Source organism: Mesorhizobium sp. USDA 3734 (genome assembly GCF_056279665.1).
Genome location: NZ_JBWCCW010000001.1, coordinates 6,979,872 through 6,994,277 on the forward strand (window position 1 = coordinate 6,979,872; position 14,406 = coordinate 6,994,277).

Annotated in this window: 16 protein-coding genes and 1 pseudogene; 7 read left to right on the forward strand and 10 right to left on the reverse strand. The window is 63.2% G+C overall.

Going from position 1 to position 14,406, the window contains the following annotated elements:
- Positions 1-6 precede the first annotated feature (6 nt).
- Positions 7-1,363, forward strand: a pseudogene (locus tag ACZ89F_RS33460) (ammonium transporter).
- A gap of 329 nt (positions 1,364-1,692) precedes the next feature.
- Positions 1,693-1,968 (forward strand): hypothetical protein, encoded by a 276-nt coding sequence (locus tag ACZ89F_RS33465; RefSeq protein WP_476096518.1) that lies wholly within the window; start codon positions 1,693-1,695, stop codon positions 1,966-1,968.
- Between the two features lie 90 nt (positions 1,969-2,058).
- Here ACZ89F_RS33465 and ACZ89F_RS33470 read toward each other — a convergent pair whose 3' ends face one another.
- Positions 2,059-2,430 (reverse strand): hypothetical protein, encoded by a 372-nt coding sequence (locus ACZ89F_RS33470; RefSeq protein ID WP_476096519.1) that lies wholly within the window; start codon positions 2,428-2,430, stop codon positions 2,059-2,061.
- A 201-nt stretch (positions 2,431-2,631) separates the two neighbouring features.
- Between ACZ89F_RS33470 and ACZ89F_RS33475 the strand changes: the two genes are divergently transcribed.
- From ACZ89F_RS33475 to ACZ89F_RS33485, 3 genes are all read left to right on the forward strand, one after another.
- A complete protein-coding gene (locus ACZ89F_RS33475; protein WP_476096520.1) occupies positions 2,632-5,295 on the forward strand; it encodes a DNA translocase FtsK in 2,664 nt (887 codons plus the stop codon).
- A gap of 152 nt (positions 5,296-5,447) precedes the next feature.
- Complete coding sequence (locus ACZ89F_RS33480; protein WP_136618089.1) at positions 5,448-6,131, forward strand: outer-membrane lipoprotein carrier protein LolA; 684 nt, start codon at positions 5,448-5,450, stop codon at positions 6,129-6,131.
- 168 nt (positions 6,132-6,299) lie between these two features.
- Entirely contained in the window at positions 6,300-7,106 is an 807-nt protein-coding gene (locus ACZ89F_RS33485) for an exodeoxyribonuclease III (RefSeq protein ID WP_476096521.1), read from the forward strand.
- A gap of 56 nt (positions 7,107-7,162) precedes the next feature.
- Here ACZ89F_RS33485 and ACZ89F_RS33490 read toward each other — a convergent pair whose 3' ends face one another.
- From ACZ89F_RS33490 to ACZ89F_RS33505, 4 genes are all read right to left on the reverse strand, one after another.
- The gene (locus ACZ89F_RS33490) at positions 7,163-8,293 is read right to left on the reverse strand and encodes a glycosyltransferase family 9 protein (RefSeq protein WP_476096522.1); all 1,131 of its coding nucleotides are present in this window, start codon (positions 8,291-8,293) and stop codon (positions 7,163-7,165) included.
- 61 nt (positions 8,294-8,354) lie between these two features.
- Positions 8,355-8,867 (reverse strand): GNAT family N-acetyltransferase, encoded by a 513-nt coding sequence (locus ACZ89F_RS33495; protein ID WP_476096523.1) that lies wholly within the window; start codon positions 8,865-8,867, stop codon positions 8,355-8,357.
- A 7-nt stretch (positions 8,868-8,874) separates the two neighbouring features.
- Complete coding sequence (locus ACZ89F_RS33500; RefSeq protein WP_476096524.1) at positions 8,875-9,330, reverse strand: Crp/Fnr family transcriptional regulator; 456 nt, start codon at positions 9,328-9,330, stop codon at positions 8,875-8,877.
- 119 nt (positions 9,331-9,449) lie between these two features.
- The gene (locus tag ACZ89F_RS33505) at positions 9,450-10,133 is read right to left on the reverse strand and encodes a response regulator transcription factor (RefSeq protein WP_013528898.1); all 684 of its coding nucleotides are present in this window, start codon (positions 10,131-10,133) and stop codon (positions 9,450-9,452) included.
- A 144-nt stretch (positions 10,134-10,277) separates the two neighbouring features.
- Here ACZ89F_RS33505 and ACZ89F_RS33510 point away from each other — a divergent pair, with 144 nt between their 5' ends.
- Positions 10,278-10,814 (forward strand): L,D-transpeptidase family protein, encoded by a 537-nt coding sequence (locus ACZ89F_RS33510; protein ID WP_476097449.1) that lies wholly within the window; start codon positions 10,278-10,280, stop codon positions 10,812-10,814.
- A gap of 190 nt (positions 10,815-11,004) precedes the next feature.
- Here ACZ89F_RS33510 and ACZ89F_RS33515 read toward each other — a convergent pair whose 3' ends face one another.
- Positions 11,005-11,262 carry a hypothetical protein gene (locus tag ACZ89F_RS33515; RefSeq protein WP_476096525.1) on the reverse strand — a complete coding sequence of 86 codons (258 nt, stop codon included), beginning with the start codon at positions 11,260-11,262 and terminating at the stop codon, positions 11,005-11,007.
- A gap of 130 nt (positions 11,263-11,392) precedes the next feature.
- Between ACZ89F_RS33515 and gcvA the strand changes: the two genes are divergently transcribed.
- Positions 11,393-12,328, forward strand: a complete 936-nt coding sequence (gcvA, locus tag ACZ89F_RS33520; protein WP_476096526.1) for a transcriptional regulator GcvA — start codon at positions 11,393-11,395, stop codon at positions 12,326-12,328.
- Between the two features lie 178 nt (positions 12,329-12,506).
- On the opposite strand, the gene ACZ89F_RS33525 is transcribed toward gcvA, so the two are convergent.
- The 4 genes from ACZ89F_RS33525 to ACZ89F_RS33540 are packed head-to-tail and all read right to left on the reverse strand — an operon-like array spanning position 12,507 to position 14,389.
- A complete protein-coding gene (locus ACZ89F_RS33525; RefSeq protein WP_476096527.1) occupies positions 12,507-12,923 on the reverse strand; it encodes a DUF1761 domain-containing protein in 417 nt (138 codons plus the stop codon).
- Between the two features lie 49 nt (positions 12,924-12,972).
- Positions 12,973-13,671 carry a class I SAM-dependent methyltransferase gene (locus tag ACZ89F_RS33530; protein WP_476096528.1) on the reverse strand — a complete coding sequence of 233 codons (699 nt, stop codon included), beginning with the start codon at positions 13,669-13,671 and terminating at the stop codon, positions 12,973-12,975.
- The gene (locus ACZ89F_RS33535) at positions 13,626-14,051 is read right to left on the reverse strand and encodes an EVE domain-containing protein (RefSeq protein ID WP_476096529.1); all 426 of its coding nucleotides are present in this window, start codon (positions 14,049-14,051) and stop codon (positions 13,626-13,628) included. The genes ACZ89F_RS33530 and ACZ89F_RS33535 overlap by 46 nt, the downstream gene beginning before the upstream one ends.
- A gap of 41 nt (positions 14,052-14,092) precedes the next feature.
- Entirely contained in the window at positions 14,093-14,389 is a 297-nt protein-coding gene (locus ACZ89F_RS33540; RefSeq protein WP_476096530.1) for a YciI-like protein, read from the reverse strand.
- Positions 14,390-14,406 lie beyond the last annotated feature (17 nt).

Here is a 14,406-nt window from a genome sequence, read left to right on the forward strand (position 1 = left end):
AGTTCAATGAATATTCCTTCCACCTTGAAGACGACGGGACGAGCCGCCCTTTTGGGTTCGCTCGTTCTCGCAGCATTGGGCACGGTCGCCGCCTTCGCGCAGGAAGCGGCTCCTGCCGCAGCCGCGGCCGCGCCGGCTGCGGCCCCGACCCCGGTGCTCGACACCGGCAACACCGCCTGGATGCTGACCTCGACGGCGCTCGTGCTGATGATGACCATTCCGGGCCTGGCGCTGTTCTATGGCGGCATGGTGCGCAAGAAGAACGTGCTCGCCACCATCATGCAGAGCTTTGCCATCACCTGCCTGGTGACGGTGCTGTGGTTCATGTTCGGCTATTCACTGGCCTTCTCGGACGGCGGCGGCGTGAACAGCTATATCGGCGGCACCTCGAAATTCTTCCATCACGGCATCACCACTGCCTCGCTGTGGCTGCCGGGCGTCGCGAACATTCCTGAATTCGTCTTCTCGATGTTCCAGATGACCTTCGCCATCATCAACCCCGGCGCTGATTGCCGGCGCCTTCGCCGAGCGCTTCAAATTCTCGGCGCTGCTGATCTTCATGGCGCTGTGGCTGCTCGTCGTCTACGTGCCGATCGCGCATTGGGTCTGGGGCGGCGGCTTCCTCGGTACGGCTGGCGTGCTCGACTTTGCCGGCGGCACGGTTGTCCACATCAACGCCGGTGTCGCCGGTCTGGTCTGCGCCCTGGTTCTCGGCAAGCGCGAAGGCTACGGCACCACCAACATGGCGCCGCACAACCTGGTCTATTCGGTCATCGGCGCTTCGCTGCTGTGGGTCGGCTGGTTCGGCTTCAACGCCGGTTCGGAACTCGCAGCCGACGGCCTTGCCGGCGCTGCCATGCTCAACACCCAGGTTGCCACCGCCGCGGCGGCTCTGGCCTGGATGTTCGCCGAATGGATCGTCGCCAAGAAGCCTTCGGTGCTCGGCATCATCTCTGGTGCGGTTGCCGGCCTGGTCGCGGTGACGCCTGCTTCCGGCTTCGTAAACCCGACCGGCGCCTTCATCGTCGGCATCGTTGCCGGCGTCCTCTGCTACCTCTCGGCGGTCAAGGTCAAGCACATGTTCGGCTATGACGACTCGCTCGATGCCTTCGGCGTGCACGGCGTCGGCGGCATCATCGGCGCTCTTCTGACCGGCGTGCTCGCCGACCCGGCGATCAACAGCCTCGGTGCGGGTGCTTCGCTCGGCAAGCAGATCTACGGCGTTGCCGTCACCATCGTGTGGACGGCGATTGCCACCTTCGTGATCCTCTACATCGTCAAGGCGCTGGTCGGCCTGCGTCCGACGACCCAGGAAGAGGTCGAAGGCCTCGACATCTCCCAGCATGGCGAAGTGGTGCCGTAAGGCCAGCTTAGCCACGGGGCCGGCGGAACCCTCCTCCCGCCGGCCTCTTATCTGGCCACGCAATTCCGAACAGAAAGCGCTGCACGGTTTTCCTGGAATTGCTTTGAAGAGATCCCGTCGTGACGCTCCCGAAAGGAGTTCACGCATTGAGGCCCGGATCACGTCCGGGCCTCTTTTTTTGGTACAATCGCCCTGCCAATGCCGGGATACGGGCAATCACGTTCGTGTGATCAAGATTTTCGAGGAAACATCGACCGCTCTGGTCCCGAACTGTGGGGACGATCGTCGTTCTGACGCTCGTGCCAAACAACAGGGAAGGAAACCATCTCATGAACCTCAAGAACATCTGCCTCGGAGCGCTCGCTCTTGCCATGGTCAGCGGCACGGCATTTGCCGGCGCTCTCGATGAACCGGACAACATGGCGCCGTTCTTCACCGATTCCGGCATGAAAACCATGAAGCCCAAGGCCGATTTCAAGGCCGCCTGGGATTCGATGGCGAAGGACAAGCAGGACGCGATGATGAAGGAATGCCAGGACGCGGCGATGAGCAAGCCGCATGCGGAGTTCTGCGCGAACCTGCAGGCGCTTGGCGGCGCCAACTGATTTGCCGCGATCGGGCCGAGGCCCGATCTTTTGTTGCCACCGACCGATGGCGGGCTCGCAGGCCCGCCATCGTTTCGGCAGGCGGCAGCTTTATCCGCCGGCGCCGTCGTCCATCATGGTGCCTGTCAGCGCCTCGTAGGCGCTGCTACATGCCCGGGACTGGGGGCAATTCCTGACAATCAGCACGGGCGCCACCGTCAGCGCCGCGGCGATCAAAATCCGCAGGCCGAGACCCGGCATTCCAAATCCCTTGCCGAAAAGACCTCTGCACAGAAAATACAGGCCTTGTGCCAGGCAGGCTGTGGCGAGGATGTGCAGGAGCGGGCCGGTCGCTCTGGCAAAGGGCGTCACGTAGCCGTCCGGGAAGCCCACCATGCCCAGTTCGACAAACCAGTGCAGGGCGAGCAGGAGACTGAGCCCCGCCCAGGCCAGAGCCGCCACGCGAAGGAAGACGGATTGCATGCCTCTCCCCAAATTGGTGACCCCTGCGGCCCGCTCTCGGCTATACCTCGGGCAGCAAGCGGCTCAACCGGCGGTAACGAGGTTTGATCATCTCAACCTCTTATAGTTAATGCGCCCTTAACCTTCCCGCCGATAGTCTGACACCCGAATCTGCCGAAGTGCGCCACGCACCCGGCGAGTCCATGACAGACGGGGAAGAGCATGCGTTCAGGGGCTTCAGCACCGCTTGCGCTGGCCGATACGGGGCACGGCATCCAGGCGTTCGCGCGGCGTCAGGTCGGGCGGCTTGTCGGTGCCGGGCTGTTCTTGGCTGTCGCCTTTGGCGTGGCCAGCCTCGCCACCTGGAACGTCGCCGATCCGAGCTTCTCCCACGCGACGAACAACACCGTCACCAACGCCATGGGCTATGCAGGTGCGGTGTTCTCCGACCTCGCCATGCAGTTCTTCGGCCTCGCCGCCGTCGCGGCGCTGGTTCCAGCCGTCATCTGGGGCTTCCTGCTGTTTTCCGCGCGCGGCGTCGACAGGCTGCCCAAACGCGGGCTGTCCTGGTTCGGCTTTGCGCTGCTGGCCGCTGCAATGGCCGGCTGCGTCGTGCCGCCCAAGACCTGGCCGCTGCCCACCGGCCTCGGCGGCGTGTTCGGCGACATGGTGCTGAAGATCCCCAGCGTCGTCATCGGCGGCTATCCGACAGGGCTGATCGCCAGCATCATCGCTATCCTGCTGGCCGCACCCGCGCTGTGGCTCTTTGCCCTTGGCTCGGCGCTGATCGGACGCAAGAACGGCTTCGCCGTCATGGAGGACGAGCCTGCCGCCGATCCGCGCGAGGACGAGCTTTTGTTCGACAATGACGAGGACGAAGGCGACGAGGGCATCCTGGCACTCGGGGCAATTACGCATTGGTGGCTCTCGTTCCGCGCGTGGATGCACCGCCGCGCCGTGCGCCGCAGGCAGGAGCGGGACGAGTACGAGCCGGAGATGGAGCAGCGCTCCACCGCCTGGCGACGCGCCGCCGAACGGGTCGAATCGGCCGAGTTCGCCGAGCAGCGGATGAGTCAGGATGGCCGCGCCCGCGTCGAGCCCGAATTCTTCGCCGCCATGGTCAATGACCGCAGCGCCTCGCTCGACCCCGACGATGCCGATATCTTCGAAGCCGACGACGACATGGATTTCGAACAGGACGAGCCCGCCATCCAGCGGCGCGCGGCGCCGACCGCCAAGGTCCAGCCATTCCGCTCCGATGCCGCCACCCGTGTCGAGGCGCCGGCGGCGCGCCCCGTGCCCGGCGCCCGCGTCCAGCGCGAGGCGCAGACATCGCTGATCGGCTCCGAAAATTTCGAAATGCCGTCGCTGCATTTCCTGTCCGAGCCGAAGAACGTGGTGCGCGACGCCAGCCTGTCCAAGGATGCGCTGGAACAGAATGCCCGCCTGCTCGAAGGCGTTCTGGAGGATTTCGGCGTCAAGGGCGAGATCATCGCCGTCCGTCCGGGCCCGGTCGTCACCCTCTATGAGCTCGAACCGGCGCCCGGCATCAAATCGTCGCGGGTCATCGGCCTGTCCGACGACATAGCGCGCTCGATGAGCGCCATTGCCTGCCGTGTCGCCGTGGTGCCCGGCCGCAACGCCATCGGCATCGAACTGCCCAACGCCAAGCGCGAAACCGTCTATCTCAGGGAGATTCTGGCCAGCCGCGATTTCGAGACGACGAAGGCCAAGCTGGCGCTGGCGCTGGGCAAGACCATCAACGGCGAGGCGGTCATCGTCGACATCGCCAAGATGCCGCACGTATTGGTCGCCGGCACCACCGGTTCGGGCAAATCGGTCGCCATCAACACCATGATCCTGTCGCTGCTCTACCGGCTGAAGCCGGAAGAATGCCGGCTGATCATGATCGATCCGAAGATGCTGGAACTCTCGGTCTATGACGGCATCCCGCATCTGCTCACGCCCGTCGTCACCGATCCGAAGAAGGCGGTGGTGGCGCTGAAATGGACCGTGCGCGAGATGGAGGACCGCTACCGCAAGATGTCCAAGGTCGGCGTGCGCAACATCGACGGTTTCAATGCCCGCGTCAGCCAGGCGGACAAGAAGGGCGAAAAGATCTCGCGCACCGTGCAGACGGGCTTCGACCGCCAGACCGGCGAGGCGATCTACGAGACCGAGAACCTCGATCTCGAGCCGATGCCCTATATCGTCGTCATCATCGACGAGATGGCCGACCTGATGATGGTCGCCGGCAAGGACATCGAGGGCGCCGTGCAACGCCTGGCGCAGATGGCGCGCGCGGCCGGCATCCATGTCATCATGGCCACGCAGCGCCCGTCGGTCGACGTCATCACCGGCACCATCAAGGCCAATTTCCCGACCCGCATCTCCTTCCAGGTGACGTCGAAGATCGACAGCCGCACCATTCTGGGTGAGCAGGGCGCCGAGCAGCTGCTCGGCATGGGCGACATGCTCTACATGGCCGGCGGCGGCCGTATCCAGCGCGTGCACGGCCCGTTCGTTGCCGATGAAGAGGTCGAGAAGATCGTCGCGCATCTGAAGCTGCAGGGCGTGCCGGAATATCTCGATGCCATCACCGAGGATGACGGCGAGGACGACGACGAGCCGTCAGGCAAGGGCGGAGCCAGTGGCGGTGGTGGCAACAGCAATTTCGAGGATTCCGACGATCCTTACGATCAGGCGGTTTCCGTGGTGCTGCGCGACGGGAAGGCCTCGACCAGCTATATCCAGCGCCGGCTGGGCATCGGCTACAACCGCGCTGCCTCGATCATCGAGAAAATGGAGAAGGAAGGTATCGTCGGCCCGGCCAACCATGCCGGCAAGCGCGAGATCCTGGTGCCGACCGAAGACGACAAGTTCTGACCAGAAGGCCTGACCCTTGTGACATCCCGGTCTCGCAACCTTGAACCTTTCAAGACGTTGAAGCGACTGAGGGACGCCTGACCCGCCAAATTTCAGCCTAACTGGGGGTCCAAGCACCAGAACAACTCAGGAATCAGATGAGAGTGACCGACATGAAAAATGATCCTTCAGCGCTCAGCAAATTTGCTCCCTCCCGGCGTCAGTTGCTGGGCCTCGGCCTGGCGTTTGCAGGGGCGGCAGCCTTCAACGCGGTGCCCGGCTTCCAGGTGCTGGCTTCGGCGCAGGCGGCCGTGCCGGCCGCGGCACAGAAGATCGCCGACCATTTTTCCTCGGTCAAATCGATGAGCGGCGAATTCGTGCAGTTCGGCCCCAAGGGCGAGCAGACCGGCGGCAAGTTCTTCCTCGAACGGCCGGGCAAGATCCGCTTCAACTATGACGGCTCTTCGAACTTCCGGGTGATTTCAGACGGAAAGTCGGTGGTCATCCTGAACAAGAAGCTCAACACGTCGGATCTCTATCCGCTGTCGAAGACGCCCCTGAAGCTGCTGCTCGACACCAGGATCGACCTCTCCGGCGACCGCGTCAAAAGCGTCAAGCAGGAGGATGACCTCACCACCATCCAGCTCGCCGACAAATCGGTGTTCGGCAATTCGAAGATCACGATGATGTTCGATCCGAAAACCTTTGATTTGCGCCAGTGGACGATCACCGACGCGCAGGGCAAGGACACAACGGTGATGATCTTCAACACCAAGGAAGGCGTCAGCTTCGCCCCCGATACTTTCGCCATCGACTACACGGCGAATCGCGAGCTCAACACCAACAAGTCGCGCTAGCCCTCTCGTTATAGCTGTGGAAAGCACCGGGCCGCGCCTCGTCGGGCGTTGGCCGGCTTGTCTTTGCGGCTTGCGGCTGGCAGTTTCCCGGACTGACTCCGTCAAAAGGCGTCTTCCCCGTCAGGGCCCATCGGTTCTGGCCGGCCGTACGCTGTCCTGGATTGCCAAATGCCCTTCTCCATCGCCACCTGGAACATCAACTCCGTTCGCCTGCGCATGCCGATCGTCGAGCGCCTGCTTGTCGAGCATGCGCCTGACGTGCTCTGCCTGCAGGAAACCAAGGTTCCAGACGAACTGTTTCCCGAAAAGGCCTTCCGCAAGCTCGGCTACGAGCACATCGCCTTCCATGGCCAGAAGGGCTACCACGGCGTCGCGACGGTGGCGCGGCGGCCGATCGAAGTGGTCGAGAAGCGACGCTTCTGCGAGATCGAGGACAGCCGGCACCTGTCGGTGACGGTGCGGGCCGGCGGCACGGCGATCCTGCTGCACAATTTCTACGTTCCGGCGGGCGGCGACGAACCGGATCCCGTCATCAACAGGAAGTTCAAGCACAAGCTCGATTTCGTCGCCGAGATGAATGCCATCCGGGCCGAACATGACGAGGTGTCCGGCTCGGTGCTGGTCGGCGACCTCAACATCGCCCCGCTCGAACACGACGTCTGGTCGCACAAGCAATTGCTCAACGTGGTCAGCCATACGCCGGTCGAGACGGAAAATTTCGAGGCCATGCGCCTCGCCGGCAACTGGGTCGACCTGATGCGGCTCAACGTGCCGCATGAGCAGAAGCTCTACACCTGGTGGAGCTATCGCGCGCAGGATTGGGAAGCCTCGAACCGCGGCCGGCGGCTAGACCATGTCTGGTCGTCGCCGAATCTGGTGCCCAGCTTTTCCGGCTACGAGATCCTGCGCCTGGCGCGCGGCTGGGAGCGCCCGTCGGACCATGTGCCTGTCATCGCTCGGTTCGATCTGGATTAGGTGCGTCGATATTCAGGTGAGGCTGGCCTGCAAACGCGGCTTCCAGCGCTCCAAATTCAAATGGCGTGCTTCAAGTCCTTGTTGGCCGTGTCGTTGTCCCAGGCCTGCTGCGCTGACAGGCCTGCCGCGTGATCCAGCAGATGGGGATGATCGCGGTGGCGCGTCGCCAGCATGCGCTGGGCCGCTTCGATGATGATCGGCGCCGGGACATTGGCGACCAGGCCGGTTGGACTTGCATGGCGGGATTCGATCACGTCCACGCAGCTCGAAAGCGGCCGCCAACGGGCCATGCTGGCACCGCCACTGACGATGATCATCGGTGTCATCACCGTAGCCATCAGATGCGCCGTACCGCCTTCGGCACCAATGTAGAGATCGGCAAACTCTCCGAGCGCCAGCAGAACGTCGCTGACATTGACGCCCTCGACCGTAGTGGAATCGACAAGCAGCAATTTCGGCACGCGTTGGGCCAGTTCAGCCATATCGGGGCCGTCACCCGGTGTTTTCACATAGATGAGGTTTGCCCCGTCGGCGATCATGCTGGCGGATACCGCGACAACCTGATCCGCGGTCAATCGCTTGCCGCCGTCACCATGCGCCGCGATGATGATCAATGGAGCATGCTTGCCGCCCGCCAGGGTCCTGGCTGTCGCCCGCGCGGCCGGGATGGGCTCCAGCCGGTGATCGAAAGGCAACCGTCTGCCAGCGAGACGCTCGATGAGGCGGTGGTAGCGCCATGCGTTGCGCTCGGGTCGTGCTTCGGGTTTTTGGCCAGGGCGCCAGGAAAGGGCGAAGCCCGGGAAGTTCGCTTCATAGGCAATGCCGCGGCCGAGCAGCGAGCCCCAGGTCTGAATCAGCCAACGCCCCGAGATGCGGAAATCGACAACGGCCAATCGCCCCTTGCCCTTGCGGTGGCTGGCCACCAGCTGCATCAGGGGCGTCCGGACATTGATCGCATCGACGAGGTGGTCGACATGGCGATTGAGGACATGGTCAAGGGTCGATGACCCGGTGGTTCCGTAGACGATAAAGCTGTCGGGAAATGCGGTTCTGGCGGCGCGTAAAGCCGGAATCCGGACCAGCCCGTCGCCGAACGCGTCATTGCGGGAATACAAGATAATCGTCTCGTACCGAGCTGGCAGCATGCCTCGCTCCCCCCAGGAGCCTGGTGGTGGCGGTGCCTGCAACGCCGCCCGCCTTCGGGGTTCTGTAGGATTTCACCTCTTGCCTGTCAACGGAACCTCGCCCTCAGGTCCGGGCATCCGGACGGTCACCCCGCCGGCGATCCTCCCATTCCGGCCGCAGTTGCGCCATGACCAGCTCGTCGCGGTGCACGCCCTTGAAGAACGCGCTGCCGCGCGCAATGCCCTCAGCCGTGAAGCCGACGGCTTCGTAGGCGCGCCGGGCGCGATGATTGTCCGGGAAAAGGCCAATGCAGAGCCGGTAAGCATCGGTCTCGACGAAAACCCGCTCGACCGCTGCCGCCAACAGCATTCTGCCGTAGCCTTGCCCTGGTGCGACGACGGCGATGCGCTTGACCAGCGTCACGCGCTCGGCCGAGGCCCAGTGGCGAAGGATCACGAAGCCGATCGGCGCTGAACCGCCGACACCGACAAAATAGGCATGACTGTCGTCGAAAAGGGCCTCGCGATGACGCGCTTCGTCCCAGCGCCCGACAAAGGCGTCATAGCCCTCACGCCGTTCGGTCGCCATGATGAAGGGCAGGTCATTTTCGGCAGCGCGCACGAGTTGGAAGTTCATCTGTGCCTTAGCCCGAGAAGCGTGGTGCCAGTTCCTCGATGCGGCGGATCATCGCCTGGAATTCCTCGGAGATGCGCTGGTGGAGCTTGACCGCGACCTCGGGGTACTCCTCCAGGATGCGGCGGAACATCTTGCGGCTGAGCCGTATCACTTCCGAATCGATCTCGGCCGATGCGCTGGTCAGCCGGTTGGTGTCGGCGATCAATGCCAGTTCGCTCAGGATCGTGCCGGGGCCGGCCGTGCCTATCGGGATGCGTTCGCCATCGTGCTCCCGGTAGAGCACGATGCGGCCGCTGACCACGATATAGGCCGAATCGGCCTCGTCCTCCTCGCGGTAAAGCTTGTGGTTGGCGCTCAGCCTGGTGTTCTCGGCACCAAAGGCGAGCAGGCGCAACTGTTCCTGCGTGAAGCCCTCGAAGAGCCTCACGGCGGACAGGATGCGGATGTCGTCATCCAGCGCCATCTAGCTGTGTCCCCGAACGGTCAGTCCAATCCCTCCTCTGCGGGTCGATCCAAACCCCCTCCAACTGGATCGTACCCGAAAGCGGCCCCGCCCCGGCCGCTCATTGGATAATGAAATGTTTAAGGAACCAGCTTGTAGCCACCGCTTTCTGTCACAAGAATTTCCGCATTGGAAGGATCGCGCTCGATCTTCTGACGCAGCCGGTAGACATGGGTTTCCAGCGTGTGCGTGGTGACGCCGGAATTGTAGCCCCACACCTCCTCGAGCAGCACATCGCGCGTCACCACCTTCTGGTCGGCGCGGTAGAGATATTTGATGATCGAGGCCTCTTTCTCCGTCAGCCGTACCTTGCCGCCGCGCGGGTCGAGCAGCAGTTTCTGGCTGGGCTTGAAGGTGTAGGGCCCGACCGAGAAGGTGGCGTCCTCGCTCTGCTCATGCTGGCGCAATTGCGCCCGAATGCGCGCAAGCAGCACGGCGAAGCGGAACGGCTTCGTGACATAGTCGTTGGCGCCGGCCTCGAGACCCAGAATCGTATCCGAATCGGTGTCGTGGCCGGTGAGCATGATAATGGGCGCCTTGTAGCCGCCCTTGCGCAGGATCTTCACCGCTTCGCGGCCATCCATGTCGGGCAGCCCGACATCCATGATGAGCAGATCGATGAGGCCGCCGCGCGCGGCGGCGACACCTTTTGCCGCAGTCGATTCCTGCAGCACGTCGAATTCCTCGTAGAGGGACAATTGCTCGACCAGTGTGCCGCGCAGGTCGTCATCGTCGTCGACGATCAGAATGGTACGTGAAGTCATGGATCAATCCGTTGTTTTGAAAAGAAAATTCAGTTGACCGCTGCCTGTTTATGCGGAAGCTGACCGGCACAACAGCCGATCACAGTGATTTGTTCCGTGGCACGATCATACAAGAAAAAACACGATCGCAATGCAGCCGGCGCAATTTTGCGAAAAGGGCTGCGCGTGCTGACCGTGCGGGCCAGGCCCGGTCATCCAAGCCAGGGCCTGCTGCAGGCCGGCAAAACGGTGTTTGCCTGTGCGCTGGGGCGCGGCGGCATCTCGGCCGACAAGCGCGAAGGCGACGGCGCCACGCCGCTGGCCTCGATGCGGATCCTGTCAGGATATTTCCGGGGGGATCAGTTCTCCAGCGGCCGCAGGACTCGTCTGGCGATGACGCCGATCGGGCCTGATCTGGGCTGGTGCGAAGTGCCCGACGACCGCAATTACAACAGGCCGGTCAAGATTCCCTATGGCGCCAGCCACGAACGCATGCGGCGCGACGACCGGCTCTACGACGCCTGCCTCGTGCTCGACTGGAACCTGGCGCCGCGCCGGCGCGGGCGCGGCAGCGCCATCTTCTTCCATCTGGCGCGCCCCGGCTTCACGCCGACGCAAGGCTGCGTGGCTGTCACGGCACAAACAATGGCGCGGCTGCTGCCGCTGCTGTCGGACCGGACGGTGGTGAGGGTGGTGAGGTAGGCAGTAGGGCAGTAGGGCAGTAGGGCAGTAGGGCAGTAGGGCAGTAGGGCAGTAGGGCAGTAGGGCAGTAGGGCAGTAGGGCAGTAGGGCAGTAGGGATAGGCGTCGGTGCCGCCTTAGCTTTCCTATATTCCTATACTGCCATACTGCCCTACTCCCCTACTCCCCTACTCCCCTACTCCCCTACTCCCCTACTCCCCTATTCCCTTACGGCTACGGGCCGGCTGCTGCCAGCCGATGTCGAGAAGGCCGAGGCGGCCCGTCTCGCGGTCCATGGCGCGTGCGATGTCCTTGCGCCTGGCGCCGACGTCGCGCAGTTGCCGGTCCGACAGGTCTTCGACATTCTGGTGCGGGAGATTGATCGCGACCCGGGCGTGACGGAGCCAGTCGAGGGTCTCGGCCAGCCAGTTCGGACGGGGTTTCGATGAATTCAAAGCGATGATGGACATGGTGTGATCCGTGCTCTCCGGATATCAAATCCGGCTTGATGATGTTTCGATGAGTGGATTATGCCGGATTGAAATCCCTGCGAGAAACGAGTAGTTTTCTCTGAATCATCAAGTTTTATTTGAGGATAGCGTGGCCCGCCTTCTGCCAGGAACTCGCGCCTTGAGGACGCTGGAAGCAGCGGCCCGGCACCTCAATTTCACCCGTGCGGCCGACGAGCTGGGCCTGACGCCCGCTGCCGTCAGCCACCAGATCAAGGAAATCGAGGATCAGCTCGGACTGGTGCTGTTTACGCGCACCAGCCGCACCATCCGACTGACCGAGGCGGGAACGGTGCTGTTCGAGGCCTCGACCGACGCGCTCGACCTGCTTGGCCGGGCCGTTTCGCGGGCGCAAAAGCTGACGCGCGGCACCGCGCTGCTGAAAGTGACGCTGGATGCACAGTTCGCGTCAAAATGGCTGATGCGGCGCGTCGACGATTTTCGCAAGCATCACCCCAATATCGAGCTGCGATTCGACATCGCCTACGAAGTGCGGGATTTCGAACTCGATGATGTCGATGTCGGTATCCGGTTCGGCGCCGGCAAATATCCGGGCCTGCGCGCCCACCGGCTGTTCGACAACATCCTCATTCCGGTGTGCAGCCCCAGCCTCTTGACCTCCGGTCCGCCGCTGCGCGAGCCGCGCGATCTTTTCAATCACACGCTTGCCCATATCGAATGGTCGCGACAAGGCGTGACATGGCCGAACTGGCGGATGTGGATGGCGGCAGCCGGCGTCAACGATTTCGACGACAGCCGGACCGTCGTGTTCGGAAACTCCACGGATGCCGTCCAGGCAGCGCTCGACGGCAATGCCGTCGCGCTCGCCGATTTCGCCATGGTGGCAAACGACCTTTCGCAAGGCAGGCTGGTGCAGCCTTTTGAACTCGGCCTGCGGATAGCTCCCGAGTTCGCCTATTTCCTGGTCTATCCCGAGAGCGCGGCCGACGATCCGCGTATCGTCGCCTTTCGCGAATGGATTCTCGAGGAAGTCGCCAAGACGCGGACCACGGACAAGGGGCAGTAAGGCAGTAAGGCAGTAAGGCAGTAAGGCAGTAAGGCAGTAAGGCAGTAAGGCAGTAAGGCAGTAAGGCAGTAAGGCAGTAAGGCAGTAAGGCAGTAAGGCAGTAAGGCAGTAAGGGATAGGCGTCGGTGCCGTCTGGCCCCCTATTCCCCTACTGCCTTACTGCCCTACTGCCTTTTGATCAGCTTGCCGCGGGGCCGAACCAGCCGATCACGGCGCCGATGATCAGCAGCACGCCAAGCCAGTGGCCGCCGTCGATGAGGGTCAGGTCCCAGCCGAAATTCTCGTAGCGATGGTTGACCGAGAGCGTCGTGGCGACGAAGCCCAGCCAAAGCACGAAGCCGAAGACCAGGCCGGCAAGCAGTGTCGGCTCGCCGCCGGTCATCGCGCCGACGACCAGGGCCATGATGGTGGCCATGACCAGTTCGGCGATGAAGCTGATGACGAAGGGCAGCGGCGATTTCTTCATCGTGGCCGGGTCAAGCCTGGCGGCCTTCAGCCAGGGCTTGCTCAGGCCCATGTACCAGGCGGCGCCGAACAGCCATGCCACGATTGCGGCGGCGATCACCGCCAGCCAGTTTACTGCCGAAAAATCCATGAGTGTCCCCTCCGATGCGGATTGATGGAACGCTTGTTCGGCGTTGGCGTCAAGCGAACCGCCAGACGGTCGTGCGCTTGACCAGGGAATCCTCCAGTGCCCGCGTGACGGCCACTTCATAGACCGCAAGCGGCTCCAGCCCTGCCTTCGGCATATACGACCGGCCGGGATCGCCGACGAGGATTTCGGCGCCCCGCGTCTTCAGCGTTGCGAACCACGGCATCAGCCGGTCGGCGAAGGATTTGTCATAGAAAACGTCGCCGGCCAGGATCACGTCCCACCCCGCATCGGTGCCGATACAATCCGTGCCGAGGAATTCGATCGCGACATCGTTGGCCTCGCTGTTGAGGCGGATCGCGGTCGCGCAGAACGGGTCGATATCGGTGGCGATCACCTTTGCCGCACCGGTCCTGGCGGCGGCGATGGCGACGAGGCCGGAGCCGGAGGCGAAGTCGAGCACGCGCTTTCCCCGCACCGTGCCGGGATTGTCCAGGACGTAGCGGGCAAGGCCCTGGCCACCGGCCCAGGCAAAGGCCCAGAAGGGCGGCGGCAGGCCGATTTCGACCAGCTCGTCCTCTGTCCGCTGCCACAGATCATGCGCCTCGTCGGCGAGGCGCAGAAAAATCTCCGGCACGTGCGGCGGCGCGATCAGCGCCGTGTTGTCGAGGATGAATTGCTTCGCGCTGTTGGGCGTCAGCGCCGTCACGGAGCGGGCGTCAGGCCGCCCATGCGGCAGACTTCCTTCCATTCGGCCGGCGTCACCGGCTGCACGGAAAGCCGTCCGAGCCGCACCAGCGCCATGTCGGCAAGCTTTGGATTGGCCTTGACCTCTTCCAGCGTCGGCGGGTTGGGCACATCCTGGACGGCGCGGATGTCGACGCATTCCCAGCGCGGGTCATCCGAAGTGGTATCGGGATGGGCCAGCGCGCAGACTTCGGCGATGCCGACCACGTTCAGCCCCTCGTTGGAATGATAGAAGAAGCCGAGGTCGCCAATCTGCATCGCCTTCATGTTGTTGCGCGCGGCGTAGTTGCGCACGCCGTCCCATTGCGTGCCGGCCTTGCCCTTGGCCTTCAGCATCTCGAAGGAGAACTTGAATGGCTCCGATTTGAACAGCCAGTAGTTCATGTCTTTGCTCCTCCTTGGGGTTGCGCGCCAGCGACCGGAATTTAACTAGCCGCAGGCTTGTTGAACGTCCAGTTCCACGGGCGGATTTCGACGCTTTCGAACAGGCCGGCCTTGGCGTAGGGGTCGGCTGCCGACAACGCCTGTGCACCCGCCATGTCGGGTGCCTCGACGACGACGAGGCTGCCATTGGGCTTGCCTTCGGCGTCAAGGAACGGACCGGCGAAGGCCAGCTTCTTGTCGCCGTTCAACCCTTCGAGAAAGGCAATATGCTCCGGCCGCGTATCGAGGCGCACCTGCAGGCTTCCGGGCTTATCCTTGCAGATCACAGCAAACAGCATGGTCTTTCTCCTGGTCT

What these genes read in the sequence shown, in the direction of transcription:
- ACZ89F_RS33465 (WP_476096518.1), top strand. Translation starts at nt 1,693, where the DNA reads ATGAACCTCAAGAACATCTGCCTCGGAGCGCTCGCTCTTGCCATGGTC.
- ACZ89F_RS33470 (WP_476096519.1), bottom strand. Translation starts at nt 2,430, where the DNA reads ATGCAATCCGTCTTCCTTCGCGTGGCGGCTCTGGCCTGGGCGGGGCTC.
- ACZ89F_RS33475 (WP_476096520.1), top strand. Translation starts at nt 2,632, where the DNA reads ATGCGTTCAGGGGCTTCAGCACCGCTTGCGCTGGCCGATACGGGGCAC.
- ACZ89F_RS33480 (WP_136618089.1), top strand. Translation starts at nt 5,448, where the DNA reads ATGAAAAATGATCCTTCAGCGCTCAGCAAATTTGCTCCCTCCCGGCGT.
- ACZ89F_RS33485 (WP_476096521.1), top strand. Translation starts at nt 6,300, where the DNA reads ATGCCCTTCTCCATCGCCACCTGGAACATCAACTCCGTTCGCCTGCGC.
- ACZ89F_RS33495 (WP_476096523.1), bottom strand. Translation starts at nt 8,867, where the DNA reads ATGAACTTCCAACTCGTGCGCGCTGCCGAAAATGACCTGCCCTTCATC.
- ACZ89F_RS33500 (WP_476096524.1), bottom strand. Translation starts at nt 9,330, where the DNA reads ATGGCGCTGGATGACGACATCCGCATCCTGTCCGCCGTGAGGCTCTTC.
- ACZ89F_RS33505 (WP_013528898.1), bottom strand. Translation starts at nt 10,133, where the DNA reads ATGACTTCACGTACCATTCTGATCGTCGACGACGATGACGACCTGCGC.
- ACZ89F_RS33515 (WP_476096525.1), bottom strand. Translation starts at nt 11,262, where the DNA reads ATGTCCATCATCGCTTTGAATTCATCGAAACCCCGTCCGAACTGGCTG.
- ACZ89F_RS33525 (WP_476096527.1), bottom strand. Translation starts at nt 12,923, where the DNA reads ATGGATTTTTCGGCAGTAAACTGGCTGGCGGTGATCGCCGCCGCAATC.
- ACZ89F_RS33530 (WP_476096528.1), bottom strand. Translation starts at nt 13,671, where the DNA reads ATGGAAGGAAGTCTGCCGCATGGGCGGCCTGACGCCCGCTCCGTGACG.
- ACZ89F_RS33535 (WP_476096529.1), bottom strand. Translation starts at nt 14,051, where the DNA reads ATGAACTACTGGCTGTTCAAATCGGAGCCATTCAAGTTCTCCTTCGAG.
- ACZ89F_RS33540 (WP_476096530.1), bottom strand. Translation starts at nt 14,389, where the DNA reads ATGCTGTTTGCTGTGATCTGCAAGGATAAGCCCGGAAGCCTGCAGGTG.